General features: G+C 64.1%; 10 protein-coding genes. 5 read left to right on the top strand and 5 right to left on the bottom strand.

Annotated elements, in window-relative coordinates; genetic code table 11:
• Window positions 1-31: 31 nt before the first annotated feature.
• Genes dsbG through dsbD form a run of 3 tightly spaced genes read right to left on the bottom strand, consistent with a single transcriptional unit; the run spans window position 32 to window position 3340 of the window.
• Window positions 32-790, bottom strand: coding sequence for a thiol:disulfide interchange protein DsbG (gene dsbG / locus QQL85_RS12430; protein WP_284353912.1), 759 nt, complete (start codon window positions 788-790; stop codon window positions 32-34).
• A 1-nt stretch (window position 791) separates the two neighbouring features.
• The gene (locus QQL85_RS12425; RefSeq protein ID WP_284353911.1) at window positions 792-1628 is read right to left on the bottom strand and encodes a TlpA disulfide reductase family protein; all 837 of its coding nucleotides are present in this window, start codon (window positions 1626-1628) and stop codon (window positions 792-794) included.
• On the bottom strand, window positions 1628-3340 hold the full coding sequence (gene dsbD, locus QQL85_RS12420) for a protein-disulfide reductase DsbD (protein WP_284353910.1): 1713 nt from the start codon (window positions 3338-3340) through the stop codon (window positions 1628-1630). Before dsbD ends, QQL85_RS12425 begins: the two co-directional genes overlap by 1 nt.
• A gap of 219 nt (window positions 3341-3559) precedes the next feature.
• Here dsbD and QQL85_RS12415 point away from each other — a divergent pair, with 219 nt between their 5' ends.
• The 4 genes from QQL85_RS12415 (at window position 3560) to QQL85_RS12400 (ending at window position 7733) form a co-directional block, all read left to right on the top strand.
• Window positions 3560-4141 carry a nucleotidyltransferase family protein gene (locus QQL85_RS12415; RefSeq protein WP_284353909.1) on the top strand — a complete coding sequence of 194 codons (582 nt, stop codon included), beginning with the start codon at window positions 3560-3562 and terminating at the stop codon, window positions 4139-4141.
• A 46-nt stretch (window positions 4142-4187) separates the two neighbouring features.
• Window positions 4188-4871 (top strand): response regulator, encoded by a 684-nt coding sequence (locus QQL85_RS12410; protein ID WP_013973469.1) that lies wholly within the window; start codon window positions 4188-4190, stop codon window positions 4869-4871.
• Window positions 4868-6190: an ATP-binding protein gene (locus QQL85_RS12405; RefSeq protein ID WP_284353908.1), complete on the top strand. Its 1323-nt coding sequence runs from the start codon at window positions 4868-4870 to the stop codon at window positions 6188-6190. Before QQL85_RS12410 ends, QQL85_RS12405 begins: the two co-directional genes overlap by 4 nt.
• A 151-nt stretch (window positions 6191-6341) precedes the next feature.
• Complete coding sequence (locus tag QQL85_RS12400; RefSeq protein ID WP_284353907.1) at window positions 6342-7733, top strand: aspartate aminotransferase family protein; 1392 nt, start codon at window positions 6342-6344, stop codon at window positions 7731-7733.
• A gap of 44 nt (window positions 7734-7777) precedes the next feature.
• On the opposite strand, the gene QQL85_RS12395 is transcribed toward QQL85_RS12400, so the two are convergent.
• On the bottom strand, window positions 7778-8746 hold the full coding sequence (locus QQL85_RS12395; RefSeq protein WP_284353906.1) for a siderophore-interacting protein: 969 nt from the start codon (window positions 8744-8746) through the stop codon (window positions 7778-7780).
• Between the two features lie 75 nt (window positions 8747-8821).
• Window positions 8822-9940, bottom strand: a complete 1119-nt coding sequence (locus QQL85_RS12390) for a cupin-like domain-containing protein (RefSeq protein ID WP_284353905.1) — start codon at window positions 9938-9940, stop codon at window positions 8822-8824.
• A 166-nt stretch (window positions 9941-10106) separates the two neighbouring features.
• On the opposite strand from QQL85_RS12390, the gene QQL85_RS12385 reads away from it, so the two are divergent.
• Window positions 10107-16507: non-ribosomal peptide synthetase (locus tag QQL85_RS12385; protein ID WP_284368773.1), on the top strand; the 6401-nt coding region annotated here is incomplete at its 3' end.

Raw genomic sequence — 16507 nt, 5'->3', positions numbered from 1 at the left:
CGCGAAGAGGCCGGCACAGGCAACCAGTATTTCAGCGCTTACCGAGAATCTTCCCAAGCATCTCCGGCCGCGGTGCCCCTTGCTGGCTCTGCAGGTTGCCTTTTTCATCCTGATAGAAAATCGCCGGGGTTGCCTGCAACCCCATCTCTTCCATCAACGCCATGTTCGCCGCCAGCTTCTGCTGCACGGCCTCCGGCACCTGCTCCAGCGCCTTCAGCTTGCTGGCCTTGCCGGCTTTCTCATGCTCCTGCAATGCCTTGGCCGGGTCTTTCGCTGCCAATAGCGCCGCCGACTTGCCCGGGCTGTCTTCACGGATGATGCCGACCATGATATGGCGCAACTGCACCTTGCCCGACTCCACCCATGGCCGCGCCTGTTCCCAGAACAGGTTGCAATACGGGCAATTGGGGTCGCTGAACACATACACCTTGCGTGGCGCATCGGCCTTGCCATCGGCAATCCAGGCGGTGTTCTCCATCTTCGCCCAGATTTCCTTGTTCATTGGCGCATATACCAGCTTTTCCAGCGGCTCGGCACTCAGGTCCTTGCCTTGTTCGTCGAACAGGCTGCCGACCAGCACATGCTTGCCGTCGGGGGTGAGGTACAGGGCCAGGGCGTTGTTCTGGTACTCGGCGGCGTAACCGCGCAGGCCGTTGGGGGCATCGAAGCTGCCTTTGATCACAGCGCCCTTGGCTTGCAGTTGCTGAACGGCCTTGGGCAGCTCTTCGGCCTGCAAGGCGGGGGCGGCCAGCAGGGCCAGGGACAGGGGCAGCAGTGCAGTCAGTCGCATGTCAGTTTCCTTGTGCGGCAGGGGCGGGCGCGGTAGCCCGGTCGAAAGGTTCCAGGGCGTGGCGCAGGCTGGCCCGGGACAGCTCGCCCAGGTGGCTGCCGATCAGCCGCCCGTCGGCGTCATAGAACAGGGTGGTGGGCAGCGCCATGGAACCGACGCGCTGGGCCAGCAGGCCGGTGCCGTCGAACAGTACATGGGTCAGGCTAAGGCCAGTGGTGGCGAGGAAGGTGCTGACGTTTTCCGGGGTCTCGCCCTGGTTGACGAACAGGAAGGTCACATGCGGGTAGTCGCTTTGCGCCTGTTGCAGCACCGGCATTTCGCGGCGGCAGGGTGGGCACCAGGTGGCCCAGATGTTGATCACCAGCGGCTTGCCACGGTAGCTGTGCAATGCGACGGATTGGCCGCCAGCGTTGCGCAGGCTCAGTTCCGGCAGTTCGGTGCCTTTGCTGTACAGGTGCCCGCCCAGGCTGGCCAGGCCCCAGAACAACGCACCACTGAACAGCGCCCAGCCCAGCGGGCGACGCAGGCCCGGTTGGCGCCAGCCCTGCCACAGGGCAGCGAGGACGATGCCAGCCAGGCCCGACCAGAACAGGAAGCCGCCGTCGCGGATGTCGATGATTTGCAGCGGGTCGCCCTGGTACATCGGCCAGTAGGCCAGCACGAAGCCGGCACGGGCACACAGCAGGCCGATCAGAAACAGGTTGAACAAGGCCGACTCCGGGCTTTCGCCGCCACGCCGGGCGACCCACCAGCCGACCACGCTGGCGATCCCGAGGGCGGCGAGCATCAACAGGTGGTTAAGGGCCATGGTCAGTGGCCCGAGGGTTACGGTCAGCATCAGCCTTGGCTCCTGGTCTGGGCCCAGTGTTGCTGGAACGCGGCGGCGTCCACTTCACCTGTGATGCGCCGCGCGCGGCGTTCGTCGCCTTCCGGGCCGATCCAGATGATGCTGGGCGGGCCGGGGACCTGGTAGCGCTGCAGCAGGGCTTTGCTGGCCGGGGAGTCGGCGGTCACGTCCAGGCGCAGCAGGTGCACACCAGCCAGGCCGGCCTGCACATCGCTGCGGGTGAACACCTGTTTTTCCATGACCTTGCACGACACGCACCAGTCGGCATAGTAGTCGAGCATCACCCACTGGCCACGCGCCTTGGCTGTGTCCAGTTCACGTTGCAGGTCTTCGGGGCGGCTGACCGTCACGAAACGGTCTTCGGCCTGTTGAGCGGCGGCCGGCGTGGCGCCCCCTGCGAACGGGCGCAGGGGTTGCCAGAGGTCATCGCCACCGGCTGCTGCGCCTACCAGCAACAGGCCGCCCCACAGGGCGCCCAGCAACGGCACTGCGCGCAACGCTGGCAGGCGTTGCAGGGCCGGCCAGCTGGCCCAGGCCAGGGCGATCAGCCAGGCGCCGCTCAGCGCCAGCAGCAGGGTGACGGGCAGCAGGCTGCGCACGGTGTACAGCGCCATGGCCAGGAACACGAAGCCGAATACGCCCTTCACCCGGTCCATCCAGGCACCCGGGCGTGGCAGGTAGCGATTGCCCAAGGTCACCAGCAACAGCAGCGGCACCCCCATGCCCAGGCCGAGGCTGAACAGCACCAGCGCACCTTGCAGCACATCGCCGCTCTGGGCGATGAACAGCAACGCCCCGGCCAGCGGCGCGGTCATGCACGGGCCGAGCAGCAGGGCGGATAACGCCCCGAGCAGTGCCGCGCCATACAGGTTGCCGCCACGCGTGCCTTGCCCGGCGCGGTCCAGGCGGTCGCGCAGGGCGGCGGGCAGTTGCAGTTCGAAGGCGCCGAACATCGGCAGCGCCAACAGTACGAACAGACCCGCCAGGCTGCCCAGCAGCCAGGGTTGTTGCAGCCAGGCTTGCAGGCTAGCGCCCAGCAGCGCGGCGACTACGCCCAGAGCGGCGTACACCAGCGCCATGCTCAGCACATACACCCCGGCCAGCAGCCAGCCGCGACGGGCGCTGGCGCCGTTGCCCAGCACCAGCCCGGCAAGAATCGGCAGCATCGGCAACGAGCAGGGGGTAAAGGTCAGCAACAGGCCAAGGCCGAAGAACGCCAGCAGGCTCCAGGCCAGGTGGCCCTGCTGCAGGCCGCTGGCCAGGGCCTGGTCGCTGGCTTGTTCGGCTACAGGCGCCACGCTGCCACCCAGGTCGACCTGCGTGGTTTGCGGCGGGTAGCACAGGCCGGCGTCGGCGCAGCCCTGCCAGCCCAGGCGCAACTGCCCCTGGGCATTGGCCGGCAGCAATAATTCGAGCTGGTCGCGGTACACCGCACTGTCACCAAAGAACGCGTCATGGTGGTTGAGCGCGGGTGGCAGCTGCGGGTGCTGTTCGGCGGGCAGGCCGTCGAACTTCAGGCGCTTCTGGTACAGGTAATAGCCAGGCTTGATCTGGAAGTACACGCGCATCTGGCCGTCGGCCTGGCGGTCGTGGGTGAGGACGAAGGCCTCGTTGACTGGCAGGAAGTCCGGTTTGACGTCGAACGGGTTGGCCTGCAACGGGCCGGCCAGCAGCAGTGTCAGGAAGAGCAGGAAAACGCGCATGTCTTCGCCTTGGCAGATCTAGGAATGGGACCATGCTGGCTGGAGTCGATTAACCCAAGGTTAACCCCTTTTCAACGGATACGAATTGTGGCCCCCTGTATGTCGGTCTTGAATCTTTGCGATTCGTCGCGCTGAAGGCGGAGCAAACGTGCAGCATTGTGAACGACAAGTGGTATGCCGGGCGCTGCGTTGGTTTGGCAAGCGCCAGCAGGTGGCGCTATGAGTGTGATCGCGCTGGTGTTGGCGGCTGGCAGCAGCACGCGCTTCGGTTCCGACAAGCGCCGGGCGACCCTGGCGGATGGTCGCAGTCTGCTGGCACACAGCGTGGAGCGGGCCCGGGCGGTGTTCGATGAGGTGCGTGTGGTATTGCGCGAGGGTGAGCGGGGCGAGGATTTTGGCTTGCCTGCCGATTGCCGGGTCATCGTCAGCGCTGAAGCAACTTCGGGCATGGGGCATAGCCTGGCTGCCGGCGCTCGGTCGTTGCTCGACACTGAGTCGCAGGCGGTGGCTATTTTGCTGGGCGACATGCCGTGGATCGAGTCGGCAACCCTGCGCCGCCTGGCCGAGGCGGCCAATGCGTCCATTATCGTACTGCCACGCCATGCTGGGCAGCAGGGGCACCCGGTGATCTTCGGGCGGGATTTCTGGCCGGCGCTGGGGCAACTGCATGGGGATGAAGGGGCGCGCTCGGTGGTGCACGCTCACCGGGGTAGTTGTGTGGCGGTCGAGCTGGAAGATGCGGGGGTATTGCTGGATGTCGACACGCCGCAGGGCCTCGCTTGGTTCATAATGCCCCCTTAATCCGCCCAAGGTGCAATGCCAGCCACACCACTCCGGGAGCTCCACCATGCACGTTCTGCTCTGCGAGGACGACGACCTGATCGCCGCCGGCATCTGCGCTGGCCTTACCGCCCAGGGCCTGACCGTGGACCGGGTGGGCAACGCCGCCGATGCGCGGGCGATGCTGCAGGCCGCGCAGTTCGACGTGATGATCCTGGACCTCGGCCTGCCCGACGAAGACGGCCTGAAGCTGCTGCGCCGCCTGCGCGAGAAAGGCGAGACGCTGCCGGTACTGGTGCTCACCGCCCGCGATGCCGTCACCGACCGCGTCGATGGCCTGCAAGCCGGTGCCGACGACTACCTGCTCAAGCCGTTCGACCTGCGCGAGCTGGCCGCTCGCTTGCATACCCTGCTGCGGCGGGTGGCCGGCCGTGCGGTGAATGTGATCGAGCACGGGCCGTTGCGGTATGACCCCAGCAGCTGCGAGGCGACCCTGGCCGGGCAGCCGGTCGACCTGTCCCGCCGTGAGCAGGCTTTGCTCCAGGCCCTGCTGCAGAACCCCGGGCGGGTACTGTCCAGCGAACAGCTCAAAGACTGCGTGTACGGCTTCAGCGACGAAGTCGAGAGCAACGCCTTGAACGTGCATATCCACCACCTGCGGCGCAAGCTGGGTAATGGCATCGTCGAGACCGTGCGTGGCCTGGGTTATCGCCTGGGCCCGGCGCAGGCGCCGGAAGAGGCCGCATCATGAGCCTGCGGGTACGCCTTAGCCTGATCCTGGGCAGTGCCTTCGTGATCATCTGGGTGCTGGCCGCTGCCTGGATGCTGCGTGACCTGCGCCAGCAGATGATGTTCTCCCTCGACCAGCGCCTGGTGGCGTCGGCGCGTATGGTCGCTGGGTTGATCGATCAGTTGCCGCAGCCGCTGACCGCCAAGGGCGGGGAGGCGCATTTTTCCGCCGACCAGTTCAGCGTACCGGACGGCATGGCCTGCCAGGTCAGTTCGCTGCGGGGCGAGGTCCTCGCCAGTAACCACAAGCACGATGGTGCCATGGACGACGAGCGCAGTGGTTTCCGTGACCAGACCATCGACGGCGCGCTGTGGCGCACGTTCACCTACAACCATGGCGATGTACGCATTACCACGGCTGACCGGCACATGGAGCGTGAGGCGTTGAACCAGTCGATCCTGCTTGCGGCTTCGGCCCCGGTGCTGATGGCCTTGCTCGGCAGCCTGGGGCTGTTGTGGATAGGCCTGGGCAAAGGCCTGGAGCCGCTCAACCGCATGCGCGACGCGCTACGACGAAGGCGTGCTGATAGCGTCGAGCCACTGCAGGTGGCAGGCATGCCCAGCGAACTGCAGCCGTTGCTGGAAACCCAGAACCAGCTGTTCCTGCGCATTGCCCAGACCATCGAGCGCGAGCGGCGCCTGACCGACGATGCCGCCCATGAACTGCGCAGCCCGCTGACCGCGATCAAGACCCACCTGCAAGTGGCGCGCATGACCGACGGTGCCGTGCGCGAGCAGGCGCTGGAGCATGCCGAGCAAGGGGCCGACCGCATGCATCGCACGCTGGAGCAGTTGCTGATGCTGGCGCGGGTGGAAGGTAGCCTGTCGTTCGAAGATGGCGTGCAGTGCAGTGCCGAACAGGTAGCCCGACAGGCGGTACAGGACGCAGGTGGCGGCGACAACCGGCGCATCGTGCTGCGTTTGCCTGAAGAAGCGACGCAGATCTACCTGGGCATGCCGGCCCCCCTGGCGGTGGCCGCGCTGCGCAACCTGCTGGACAACGCCCTGCGCCATGGCGGCGATGCGGCGGTGGAACTGGAGGTGCAGATGGCCGACGGGCAGGTGGGGTTCATGGTGCGTGACCACGGGCCGGGGATTGCCGACGCCGACCTTGAGCACCTGACCGAGCGCTTCTGGCGTAACGGGCAGAGTGGTGGGTGCGGGCTGGGGCTGGCGATCGTGCAGGCGATTGTGCAGCGGTGTGCGGGTAGCCTGCGATTCGACAGCCGTAGCGATGGGTTGCGGGTGTTGCTGCAGGTCCCGGCGCGCCCGGTGCATTGATCTCTAAGGCCTGTACCGGCCTATTCGCGGGTGAACCCGCGAATAGGCCGATCCTGTTCTCAAAAATCCCACAACAACCGCTAAATCCTCCCGGCACTCAAGCGTTTTCCAAGCGATAACCGCTCATTCGCTTGCTTGCGAGGATTCACCCATGTCCACCGCTTCCAGCCTTGCCCAGCTTCCTTCGGCCAACGCGCCGCAGCCTCTGTACGAATTCACCGATTCGCCTCTGCTGCAACGCCAGCAGCAACAGGAATCCAACGCCCGCAGCTACCCACGACGTATTCCGCTGGCGCTCAAGCGCGCCCGTGGCATCCATGTGGAGGATGTCGAAGGCCGCCAGTTCATTGATTGCCTGGCCGGCGCCGGCACGTTGGCGTTGGGCCATAACCACCCGGTGGTGGTCGAGGCGATCCAGCGGGTACTGGCCGATGAGTTGCCCTTGCACACCCTGGACCTGACCACGCCGGTCAAGGACCGTTTCGTCCAGGACCTGTTTGGCATCCTGCCCGAGGCGCTGCGCCGCGAGGCCAAGGTGCAGTTCTGTGGCCCGACTGGCACCGACGCGGTAGAGGCGGCGCTGAAACTGGTACGTACGGCGACCGGTCGTAGCACCGTGCTGGCGTTCCAGGGCGCCTACCATGGCATGAGCCTGGGGGCGTTGAGCCTGATGGGCAGCCATGGGCCGAAGCAGCCACTGGGGGCCTTGCTCGGCAATGGCGCGCAGTTCATGCCATACCCTTACGACTACCGCTGCCCGTTCGGGCTGGGTGGCGAAGCCGGGGTCAAGGCCAATCTGCATTACCTGGAAAACCTGCTGCTCGACCCGGAAAGCGGCGTGCCGCTGCCGGCTGCAGTCATCCTGGAAGTGGTGCAGGGTGAGGGCGGGGTGATTCCGGCTGATATCGAATGGCTCAAGGGCGTGCGCCGGATCACCGAGCAGGCTGGCGTGGCGCTGATCGTCGACGAGATCCAGAGCGGTTTTGCCCGTACCGGGCGCATGTTCGCGTTCGAGCATGCCGGCATCGTGCCGGACGTGGTCACGTTGTCCAAGGCCATTGGCGGCAGTCTGCCGCTGGCGGTGGTGGTGTACCGAGACTGGCTGGACACCTGGAAGCCGGGCGCGCATGCCGGCACCTTCCGTGGCAACCAGATGGCCATGGCGGCGGGTTCGGCGGTGGTCAATTACCTGGTGGAACACCGCCTGGCCGAGCATGCCGAGGCCATGGGGCTGCGCTTGCGCGGGCACCTGCAGCAGTTGCAGCGGGATTATCCGCAGTTGGGCGATATTCGCGGGCGTGGGTTGATGCTCGGCGTGGAGTTGGTGGACCCACAAGGCAAGCAGGATGCGCTTGGCCAGCCGCTGGCCAACCGTGATTTGGCGGCCAAGGTGCAGCGAGAGTGCCTGAAGCGCGGGCTGATCCTGGAGCTGGGTGGGCGGCATGGCGCCGTGGTGCGTTTCCTGCCGCCGTTGATCATCAGCGGCGAGCAGATCGATGAAGTGGCGCAGCGTTTTGCCGAGGCGTTCATCGCGGCAGTCTGATCCATCCCCAGGGCCGCGAAGCGGCCCTGGGGGTTTAGCGCTTGTTAATCGAATGTCCGCCCCGCGCGCCAATACCCCATCAAGGTCAGGCAGTCCCGCTGTAACCCACACTCCTTGATCAGGTACCGACGAATCTCCATCACCGTCGCCGACTCCCCTGCCACCCAGGCATGAAACACACTGTCGGCGCTGCTGGCCTGTTCCCACAGAATCCGCGTATCGATATCCACATCTTCCAGCTTCGCCCGCGGCGCGGCAGCCCCCTGCGGCAGGCTCGCCAGTTCGTGTACGGCATGCTGCATGGCCTGGCCATGTTCACATTGCAGTACTTCGCGGGGCAGCCAGTGCAGGTGGGTTCCAGGGCCATGGCGCAGGGCCAGGCAATCGTCCTCAAGCGGCACCTCGATGAACGCCTGCACCGCCAGTTCGGGCTGGTTGTCGGCCAGTTGCTCAAGGATGCCGGCAATCGCCGGCAGTGCGGTTTCGTCACCTACCAGCAGCACGTTGCGCACGCCTTGCGGTGGCTTCCATTCATAACCGCCGGGGTCGCCTTCATAGGCGAGGTTGGGCGCGACTATCTGCAAACTGTCACCCACCTGCGCGTGGGTAGCCCAGGCCGAAGCGGGGCCGTTGACACCATGCAGCACGAAGTCGATATCCACCTCCAGCGCCTCACGGCGCAAGGCACGAATGGTGTAGGTGCGCATCGGCGGGCGCTGTGCGGGTGGCAGGGCGCTGTGCGCAGCCTTCCAGTGCAGGTCGTTGTTCAGGTTGGGCGGTGAGCCGTCGGGGGCGGGGAATAGCAGTTTGACGCGCTGGTCCGGTGCCAGCGTTGTCATTTCGGCAACCTCCGGGCCGGTGAATACCAAGCGCGTCAGCGATGGGCTGAGGCAGATGCGCCGGGCGAGCACCAGGTCGAAGATACGGTAGGCGCCGGTGGTTGGCGCGCGGCCCTTGATCAGGCGGCGCAGGCCTTGCTGCAGCGCTTGGGTGATGTTGGCGGAGCTTGACATGCGGGGGCCTCTTGCTGGCGGTTTTCTCTAGGGACGAGCCGCCAGTACTGCAAATTAGCCCCGCTTGGGTCGTTATCAGCCGCGCCCGGAGTTCACCCAGAAGTTCACCGACAGCGAAGTGGACACGGACTCCACCTGGTGGAACCAGCCTTCAGGCAGGAACAGCAAATCGCCAGCGCCCAGTATTACGCGCAGGAAGGGGACTTCGCGTGCGGCTGGGAAGCGCTGGTAATCCGGAGCGTCGGGGTTGAAGTCGCAACCATCCAGGCCACCCTCGGGGCTGGTCGACCATGTACCCAGTGCCGGGCGGTGGTGCGGTGCGGCAAGAATGAAAGACTTCTGCCCCCAGACCTGTGCAAACAGATTGTCGGTGTCGTCACGGTGCAGGGGGGTGAGGGTGCCCTTGGGGCCAATCCAGATCCGTGGCGAGATGAAAAGCGAACGGTCGAAATAGTTCGGGAAGCCAATCAGCTTCAGCAGTTTTTCCGGGACGATGTTATTGCCCATGTAGGCGGGGGGCTCGCCCGGGGTGGCGGGGTTATCCAGCGAGGCGATGAAGTCGGCCATGGAGGTGGAGCGAAAATCACGGTCGGTGGAGAATGTCTTTTTCACATAATCGCCGTGCCGGGTGATACCTTGCAATTCGGCGAAATGCTCCAGGGAAGCTTGGCGTCCCATACGAAACAAAGGCCAATCCTGAAGGGCATCGCTGATCACTACCGGCAGACCATTAACCAGATACTCTTCACGAAACTGCGGCAGTGACAGCTGGCTGCGCGGTACGCGTGGCACTTCGAGGGGAGCCGGCTGAGCGGCAGAGATCCGTTCGCTCGGTCGCGCCGGTGTCGGGTAGCGTTGGTTCATCGCCACTTTACTTGCCTTGCCCCCCTCTCGCGCACTGTTGATGACCTGTGGAAGCAAGGTGGCCAGTCCCATGTTGCCAGAGATCTTCAGGCGTGCACTGGCAAACAGCTCTTCGACGTTGGCCACCCCGGCCATGATGCTCAGGAAGTCGTGCTCGGCCACTTCGATGGTGACGTCAGGCGTGCTGTGAGTGCCGACGCCAACGCGGCTGCTTGCGCTCACTTCGGACCAGTATGCACGCCCTTGGCCGAATACGAATTGGAACACGCCTTCTATACCCACGGCGTGGGCGTTGGCAAACAGCTTGGTGAGTATGTTCTGAAGGTCCACGGCAGCTCTCGGTTCTGTATTCATTGTGTCCAGGAGTCACGACAGTAACGAACGCCCGTGCCATGGATTTAGCCCCGGCCATCAAGGCTAATTTTCCTGTGCGTCTTTACGTTCCGTAGGGATAGCCGAGCTCAAGCTCGATACCCAACTGTATGGAAGAACGCAGATGAATGCCGAGAAGTCCCTCAAACTTGCCCGTCGATTCATTGAGTTGCCGGTGGAAAAGCGGCGCCTGTTTCTTGAGGGGTTGCACGCCGAGCGTATCGACTTCTCCCAGTTCCCGATCGTGGCAGGGGTGGAAACCGATGATCGCTTCGCGCTTTCCTATGCCCAGCAACGCATGTGGTTCTTGTGGCAGCTCGATCGCCATAGTGGTGCCTACAATTTGCCCATGGCCGTGCGCTTGAAGGGTGACTTGAATGTGGCGGCATTGGAGCAGGCGTTCGTGGCCATGCTGCAGCGCCACGAAACCCTGCGCACGACGTTCGTACAAGGGGGGGATGAGCAACTCCGGCAAGTGCCAGGCCAAGCGATGCTGCGCGTGGAGCACATCGACTTGTGCGACGTGACAGGCCAGGCCCAAGAGCAACGGATGTGCCAGCTGGCGGAGGAAGAAGCATTGCGCCCGTTCGACCTGGAGGCCGGGCCGCTGCTACGCGTCACCCTGCTGAAGCTTGGTGCCCAGGCGCATGTACTGTTGCTCACGTTGCATCACATTGTCGCGGATGGCTGGTCGATGAATGTGCTGATCGACGAATTCCTGCAGTGCTACGATGCCTTCGAGCAGGGCCGTCAACCGGCACTGTCGGCGCTGCCGATCCAGTATGTGGACTATGCGCTATGGCAACGCAAATGGCTGGAAGCGGGTGAGCAGGAGCGGCAGTTGGACTACTGGCGTGCCAAGCTGGGCGATGACCACATGCCGTTGACCTTGCCTTACGACAATGTTCGGCCTGCAACGCCGAGCCACCTGGGTGGGCGCCATGTCTTCGAGCTGCCGGCGGGGTTGGTCGACAGCCTGCGTGGCCTGGCCAAGGCGCAAGGGGTAACGTTGTTCATGGTCTTGCTGGCGGCATTCAAGGTGCTGCTGCAGCGCTACAGTGGGCAGCAGGCCATACGCGTCGGTGTGCCGGTTGCCAATCGTAATCGTGCCGAGGTAGAGGGGCTGATCGGCTGTTTCATCAATACCCAGGTGCTGCAGACCGAGATAGACCCGTTGATGGGTGTGCCCGAGCTGCTGCAGCGTGTGCGCGAAACGGCGGTGGGTGCCCAGGCGCATCAGGAGCTGCCTTACGAGCGTCTGGTCGAAGCCTTGGACCTGCCGCGCGGCCCGGGTCAGAGCGGGTTGTTCCAGGTGCTGTTCAACCACCAGGCAAACGTTGCCGATACCGCGCAGATCGTGACCCATTCCGGTCTGTGCGTCGAGAAAGTGAAACTGGGCAAGCACAGTGCACGGTTTGACCTTTCTCTGGACACCTATGAGAGTGCCGGCAAGCTGCATGCCGCCTTCACCTATGCCTTCGATGTGTTCAAGCCGGCTACGATCCAGGTGTTGGCCGAGCATTGGCAGCATGTGCTGCAAGGTTTGGTGGCGATGCCCGAGACGGTCGGTGAGCTGCCGCTGGAGGCCAGCGTGCCCGCAGCGCCCCCTGTGCAGGTGCCGCGCCAAGTGCAACGGGTCGATGAGCTGATTGCGAATGCAGCACGGGGCAACCCGCAGGGGGGGGCTGCTGTAAGTGATGGCAACACGATCAGTTACCAGGCATTGGCCGAACGCGCCAACGCCCTCGCTCATGTATTGGTGAGTGCAGGTGTCGAGCCTGATCAGCGCGTCGGGGTGATTGCCGATCGCTCCATCGACATGGTGGTCGCTATCGTTGCCGTGCTCAAGGCAGGCGCGGCGTATCTTCCGCTTGAGCCAGAACAGCCCGCTGAGCGCATGGCCTACCTGTTGGCCGACAGCGATGTGCAACTGGTGATTGGCGGTGCCGATTGGCAAGCGCGTCTGCCGGCGAATGTGCGTCTGGTTTGCGGCGACCCGACAGCGGTGGCTGGCGATGCACCGGCGGTGCGCGTGTCGGGCGACAATCTTGCCTATGTGATCTACACCTCGGGGACGACGGGCCTGCCCAAGGGTGTGGGTATCAGCCATGCGGCCTTGGTCAACTATGTCCAGGCCATCGGCGAGCGCCTGGACCTGCACGCGTTCGAGAGCCTGGCGATGGTCACCACGCCCGCTGCCGATCTTGGGCACACCCTGTTCTATGGTGCACTCTGTTCAGGCAAAACCCTGCACCTGTTGGACAAGGACACGGTCCTCGATGCTGAAGCCTTTGCCAGCTACATGCTGCAGCATCGGATCGATGCGTTGAAGATCGTACCTTCCCACCTTCAGGCCATGCTTGCCGCTGGCGCCAGGTCGCTGCCAAGACGTTGCCTGATACTGGGTGGCGAGGCGATTTCCAGTGGGTTGCTCGACTCGGTGGCAGGGCTGGCACCGCAGTTGAAAGTCCTTAACCATTACGGCCCGACCGAAACGACGGTAGGCGTGCTGACCCACCCCTTGCAAGGCCAGGTCGTGCTGGGGGCGCCCCTGCAGAACCTGCGTGTCCAGGTGCTGGATGCCTGCTTGCAGGCTCAGCCAGCCGGGCTGAAAGGGGAGTTGTATATTGCAGGTGCTGGTTTGGCTCGAGGTTATCTGGGGCGCCCGGGGCTGACCGCAGAACGCTTTGTGCCAGACCCGTCCGGCAATGGCGAGCGGATGTATCGCTCTGGTGACTGGGTGAGCCGCGACAGGGCAGGGCAACTGCATTTCTGTGGTCGAATCGATGGGCAGGTGAAAATCCGTGGTCACCGTATCGAGCTCAGCGAAGTGGAAAACGGCTTGCGTCGGCTGCCTGGTATACAGGCTGCCGTGGCACGCTGTGCCGGCACCGAGGGCAACCTGCAACTGGTCGCCTACCTGGTGCCGCAGGCCGCTCCGGGCGATGCAGACCTGCGCCAGTCGTTCGTCGAGCAGGTGCGCGAAGCGTTGCGCGCCAGCCTGCCAGAGCACATGGTACCGGCCCATATCCTGCTGCTGGATGCACTGCCGGTAACGGCCAACGGCAAGCTTGATGTCAAGGCACTGCCAGCGCCGGTCGCCAGTCGGTTGACTTACCGTGCCCCCACTAACCCCCTGCAAGAAGCCATCGCGTGTATCTGGGCAGACGTGCTTCAGGTGGAGCAGGTTGGCCTCGATGACAACTTCTTCGCACTGGGTGGGCATTCTTTGCTGGCTACCCAGGTGGTCTCACGCGCACGCAAGCAGCTAGGGCTCGATGTGCCCTTGCGGGCGTTGTTCGATACCTACGCTCTGGAAGCGTTCTGCGGCGTGCTGCAAGGGTTGGACAAGGCACAGGATGCACAGATCGAAACCGTTGACCGTACTGGCCAGTTGGCCCTTTCGCATGCCCAGTACCGTCAATGGATGTTCTGGAAGCTTCATCCGCAGAGTGCGGCGTATAACACGCCGCTCGCCATCCGGCTGCGAGGCGAGCTGGACCATGGCGCACTGCAAGCGGCGTTCAACCTGTTGGTCGCTCGCCACGAATCACTGCGCACGGTGTTCGAGGAGGTCGATGGCATGCCCTGGCAGCATGTGCAGGCGCCACGGCCGGTGAACATCGCCAGGCATGATCTTGTGGGGCAGGCGCCTGATGCCGTGACGACGCGGCTGGACCATGAGGCGGCAGCTCCGTTCGACCTGCAACGTGGCCCACTGCTGCGGGTCAGCCTCTATCGCGTAGACGCGCAGGAGCATGTGCTGGGCCTGATGATGCACCACATCGTTTCCGATGGCTGGTCGATGAGCGTGATGGTCCGAGCGCTCGCCGCTGCCTACAACGCAAGTGTGGCGGGACAAAGCCCGGTCATCGAACCGTTGCCGGTCCAGTACGTCGACTATGCCGCGTGGCAGCGCAAGCGCTTGGCCGATGGGCAGATGCAGGCACAGTTGAGCTACTGGAAAGACAAGCTCGAGGACGACTTCACGGTACTGGAACTACCGACTGATCGCCCACGGCCCAAAGAGCAAAGCCACCGTGGCGATCGCATCGATATCCGGCTGCCCGATGAACTCACAGCGAGCCTGCGGCACCTCGCGGTGGCGACCAACTCGACATTGTTCCATGTGCTGCTGGCCGCGTTTGCCCTGCTGCTGTCGCGCTACAGTGGCAAGCTGCGGCTCAACATCGGGATTCCGGTGACCAATCGCAATCGCCTGGAGCTCGAAGGGCTGATCGGCTTTTTCGTCAACACCGTGGTTGCCCGTGTCGGTCTGGAGCCGACCCTTACCTTCAAGGCGCTGCTGCAGAGCGTCAAGGACACCGCCCTCGAGGCGCAGGCCAACAAGGATGTGCCATTCGATGCGCTGGTCGAGGCGCTCAAGCCTGAGCGGACCCTGGGTTACAACCCACTGTTCCAGGTCATGTACAACCACCTGCGGGACATCGGTGACCAGGTATCGTCGGACAGTTTGCAAGGGCTGCATGTAGAGGAGATCGACCTGGTCGAGCAGACGGCTCACTTCGACATCTCGCTGAACACCTTCGAGCGCTCCGACGGGCTGGTGGCGACGTTCAACTATGCCAGCGACCTGTTCGACAGCAGCCGCATACGCGACATGGCCCGTCATTGGCAAAGCCTGCTGGAAGCCATTGTCGAGGCGCCCGGGCAGGCCATCGGCTCATTGCCGCTGCTCAGCACGGCTGAACAAGGGCGGCTGCTTGATCACTGGCAACGGTCCGAGGTGTCCACGCAGCGCCTGGTTCATCAGTTGATCGAGGCGCAGGCCGCTAGCAGCCCAGAACGAGTGGCCCTGGTCTGCGAGGGGCGCCAGTTGACGTTTGCCCAGTTCAATGCGCAAGCCAACCGTCTGGCCCATCGCTTGATCGAGCTTGGTGTCGGGCCGGAGAGTCGGGTCGCTGTGGCCATGCGTCGCTCGGTGGATATCCTGTTGGCCTTCTTTGCCGTGCACAAGGCCGGTGGCGCTTATGTGCCGCTGGACGTGGCCTATCCGCAGGACCGCCTGCACTACATGATCGAAGACTGCGATGCCGGTCTGGTACTGACACAGACAGATGTGCTGGAGCAACTGGCGCTGCCGGGTAACATTCCGGCGTTGTTGCTCGACCAGTCGCAGGACTGGGAGGATCGCCCGTCGACCAACCCTGCGGTTGCCGTCGTTGAAGGCAACCTTGCCTATGTCATTTACACATCGGGCTCCACCGGGCGTCCCAAAGGCGTAGCGGTCGCCCACGGCCCGCTGGTTGCTCATGTGTTGGCGATAGGCGAACGTTACGAGATGAGCGCTGCGGACTGTGAACTCCAGTTCATGTCGTTGGCCTTTGACGGTGCCCATGAGCGGTGGCTGACGGCGTTGAGCCACGGTGCCAAGCTGGTCATGCGAGGTGATGATGTCTGGTCGCCTGAGCAAACCTGTGACGTGCTGCACCAGCACGGGGTGACGGTGACGGCACTGCCACCTGTATACCTGCAACAGTTGACCGAGCATGTCGAGGCAGCCGGTAACCCTCCACCCGTACGGATCTATTGCTTTGGAGGCGACGCAGTACCGCAGGCCAGCTACGACCAGGCATGGCGGGTGCTGCGGCCGCAGTACATCATCAACGGCTATGGACCGACCGAAACCGTGGTCACTCCGCTGCTGTGGAAAGCCGGCCCAGGTGACGCCTGCGCGGCGGCCTATGCCCCGATCGGCGCATTGGTGGGGCGGCGCACGGCGTATGTGCTGGATTCGGAGCTGAACCTTCTACCACGCGGCTTTGCGGGTGAGCTTTACCTGGGGGGGCAAGGGGTGGCACGCGGTTACCTGGCGCGACCTGGCCTTACCGCCGAACGTTTCGTGCCAGACCTCCATGCGGCGGATGGCAGCCGTGTGTACCGAAGTGGCGATTTGACACGCTTGCGACAGGATGGCCTGGTCGATTATCTGGGGCGCATCGACTACCAGGTCAAGATTCGTGGCTTCCGTATCGAACTGGGAGAAATCGAGGCCAAGCTGCAGGCGTTCGAGGCGGTGCGTGACGCAGTCGTGGTGGATGTCTCCGGCCCCAACGGCAAACAGTTGGCGGCCTATGTGGTTGCGGCCGCGTCGGCGCAAGTAGGAGCACAGTGGCAAGTCGATTTGCGCTCGGCCCTGCGTGAGGATCTCAAGGCAGTGCTGCCGGACTACATGGTGCCGGCCTATTTCATGTTCCTCGACGCCTTGCCGCTGACGCCCAACGGCAAGCTGGACCGCAAGGCACTGCCGCAACCCGATGCCGGGCAGTTGCAGCAGGCCTATGTGGCACCGGTGAGCGCGCTGGAGCAGCGCATCGCGGCGATCTGGGCAGACGTGCTGAAGGTCGAGCAGGTGGGCTTGACCGACAACTTCTTCGAGCTGGGCGGTGATTCGATCATCTCCATCCAGGTGGTCAGCCGGGCCCGCCAGGCCGGTATCCACTTCACCCCCAAGGCGCTGTTCCAGCACCAGACGGTGCAAGGGCTGGCCACGGTGGCCAGCGA

The sequence above is a fragment of the Pseudomonas putida genome (genome assembly GCF_030159595.1).
GTDB classification, from domain to species: domain Bacteria; phylum Pseudomonadota; class Gammaproteobacteria; order Pseudomonadales; family Pseudomonadaceae; genus Aquipseudomonas; species Aquipseudomonas putida_AC.
This window is presented reverse-complemented; position numbering and strand designations above follow the sequence as displayed.

Excerpts from the sequence above, each read along its gene's own strand:
- dsbG (WP_284353912.1), bottom strand. The coding sequence starts at position 790 with ATGCGACTGACTGCACTGCTGCCCCTGTCCCTGGCCCTGCTGGCCGCC.
- QQL85_RS12415 (WP_284353909.1), top strand. The coding sequence starts at position 3,560 with ATGAGTGTGATCGCGCTGGTGTTGGCGGCTGGCAGCAGCACGCGCTTC.
- QQL85_RS12400 (WP_284353907.1), top strand. The coding sequence starts at position 6,342 with ATGTCCACCGCTTCCAGCCTTGCCCAGCTTCCTTCGGCCAACGCGCCG.
- dsbD (WP_284353910.1), bottom strand. The coding sequence starts at position 3,340 with ATGCGCGTTTTCCTGCTCTTCCTGACACTGCTGCTGGCCGGCCCGTTG.
- QQL85_RS12395 (WP_284353906.1), bottom strand. The coding sequence starts at position 8,746 with ATGTCAAGCTCCGCCAACATCACCCAAGCGCTGCAGCAAGGCCTGCGC.
- QQL85_RS12410 (WP_013973469.1), top strand. The coding sequence starts at position 4,188 with ATGCACGTTCTGCTCTGCGAGGACGACGACCTGATCGCCGCCGGCATC.
- QQL85_RS12425 (WP_284353911.1), bottom strand. The coding sequence starts at position 1,628 with ATGCTGACCGTAACCCTCGGGCCACTGACCATGGCCCTTAACCACCTG.
- QQL85_RS12405 (WP_284353908.1), top strand. The coding sequence starts at position 4,868 with ATGAGCCTGCGGGTACGCCTTAGCCTGATCCTGGGCAGTGCCTTCGTG.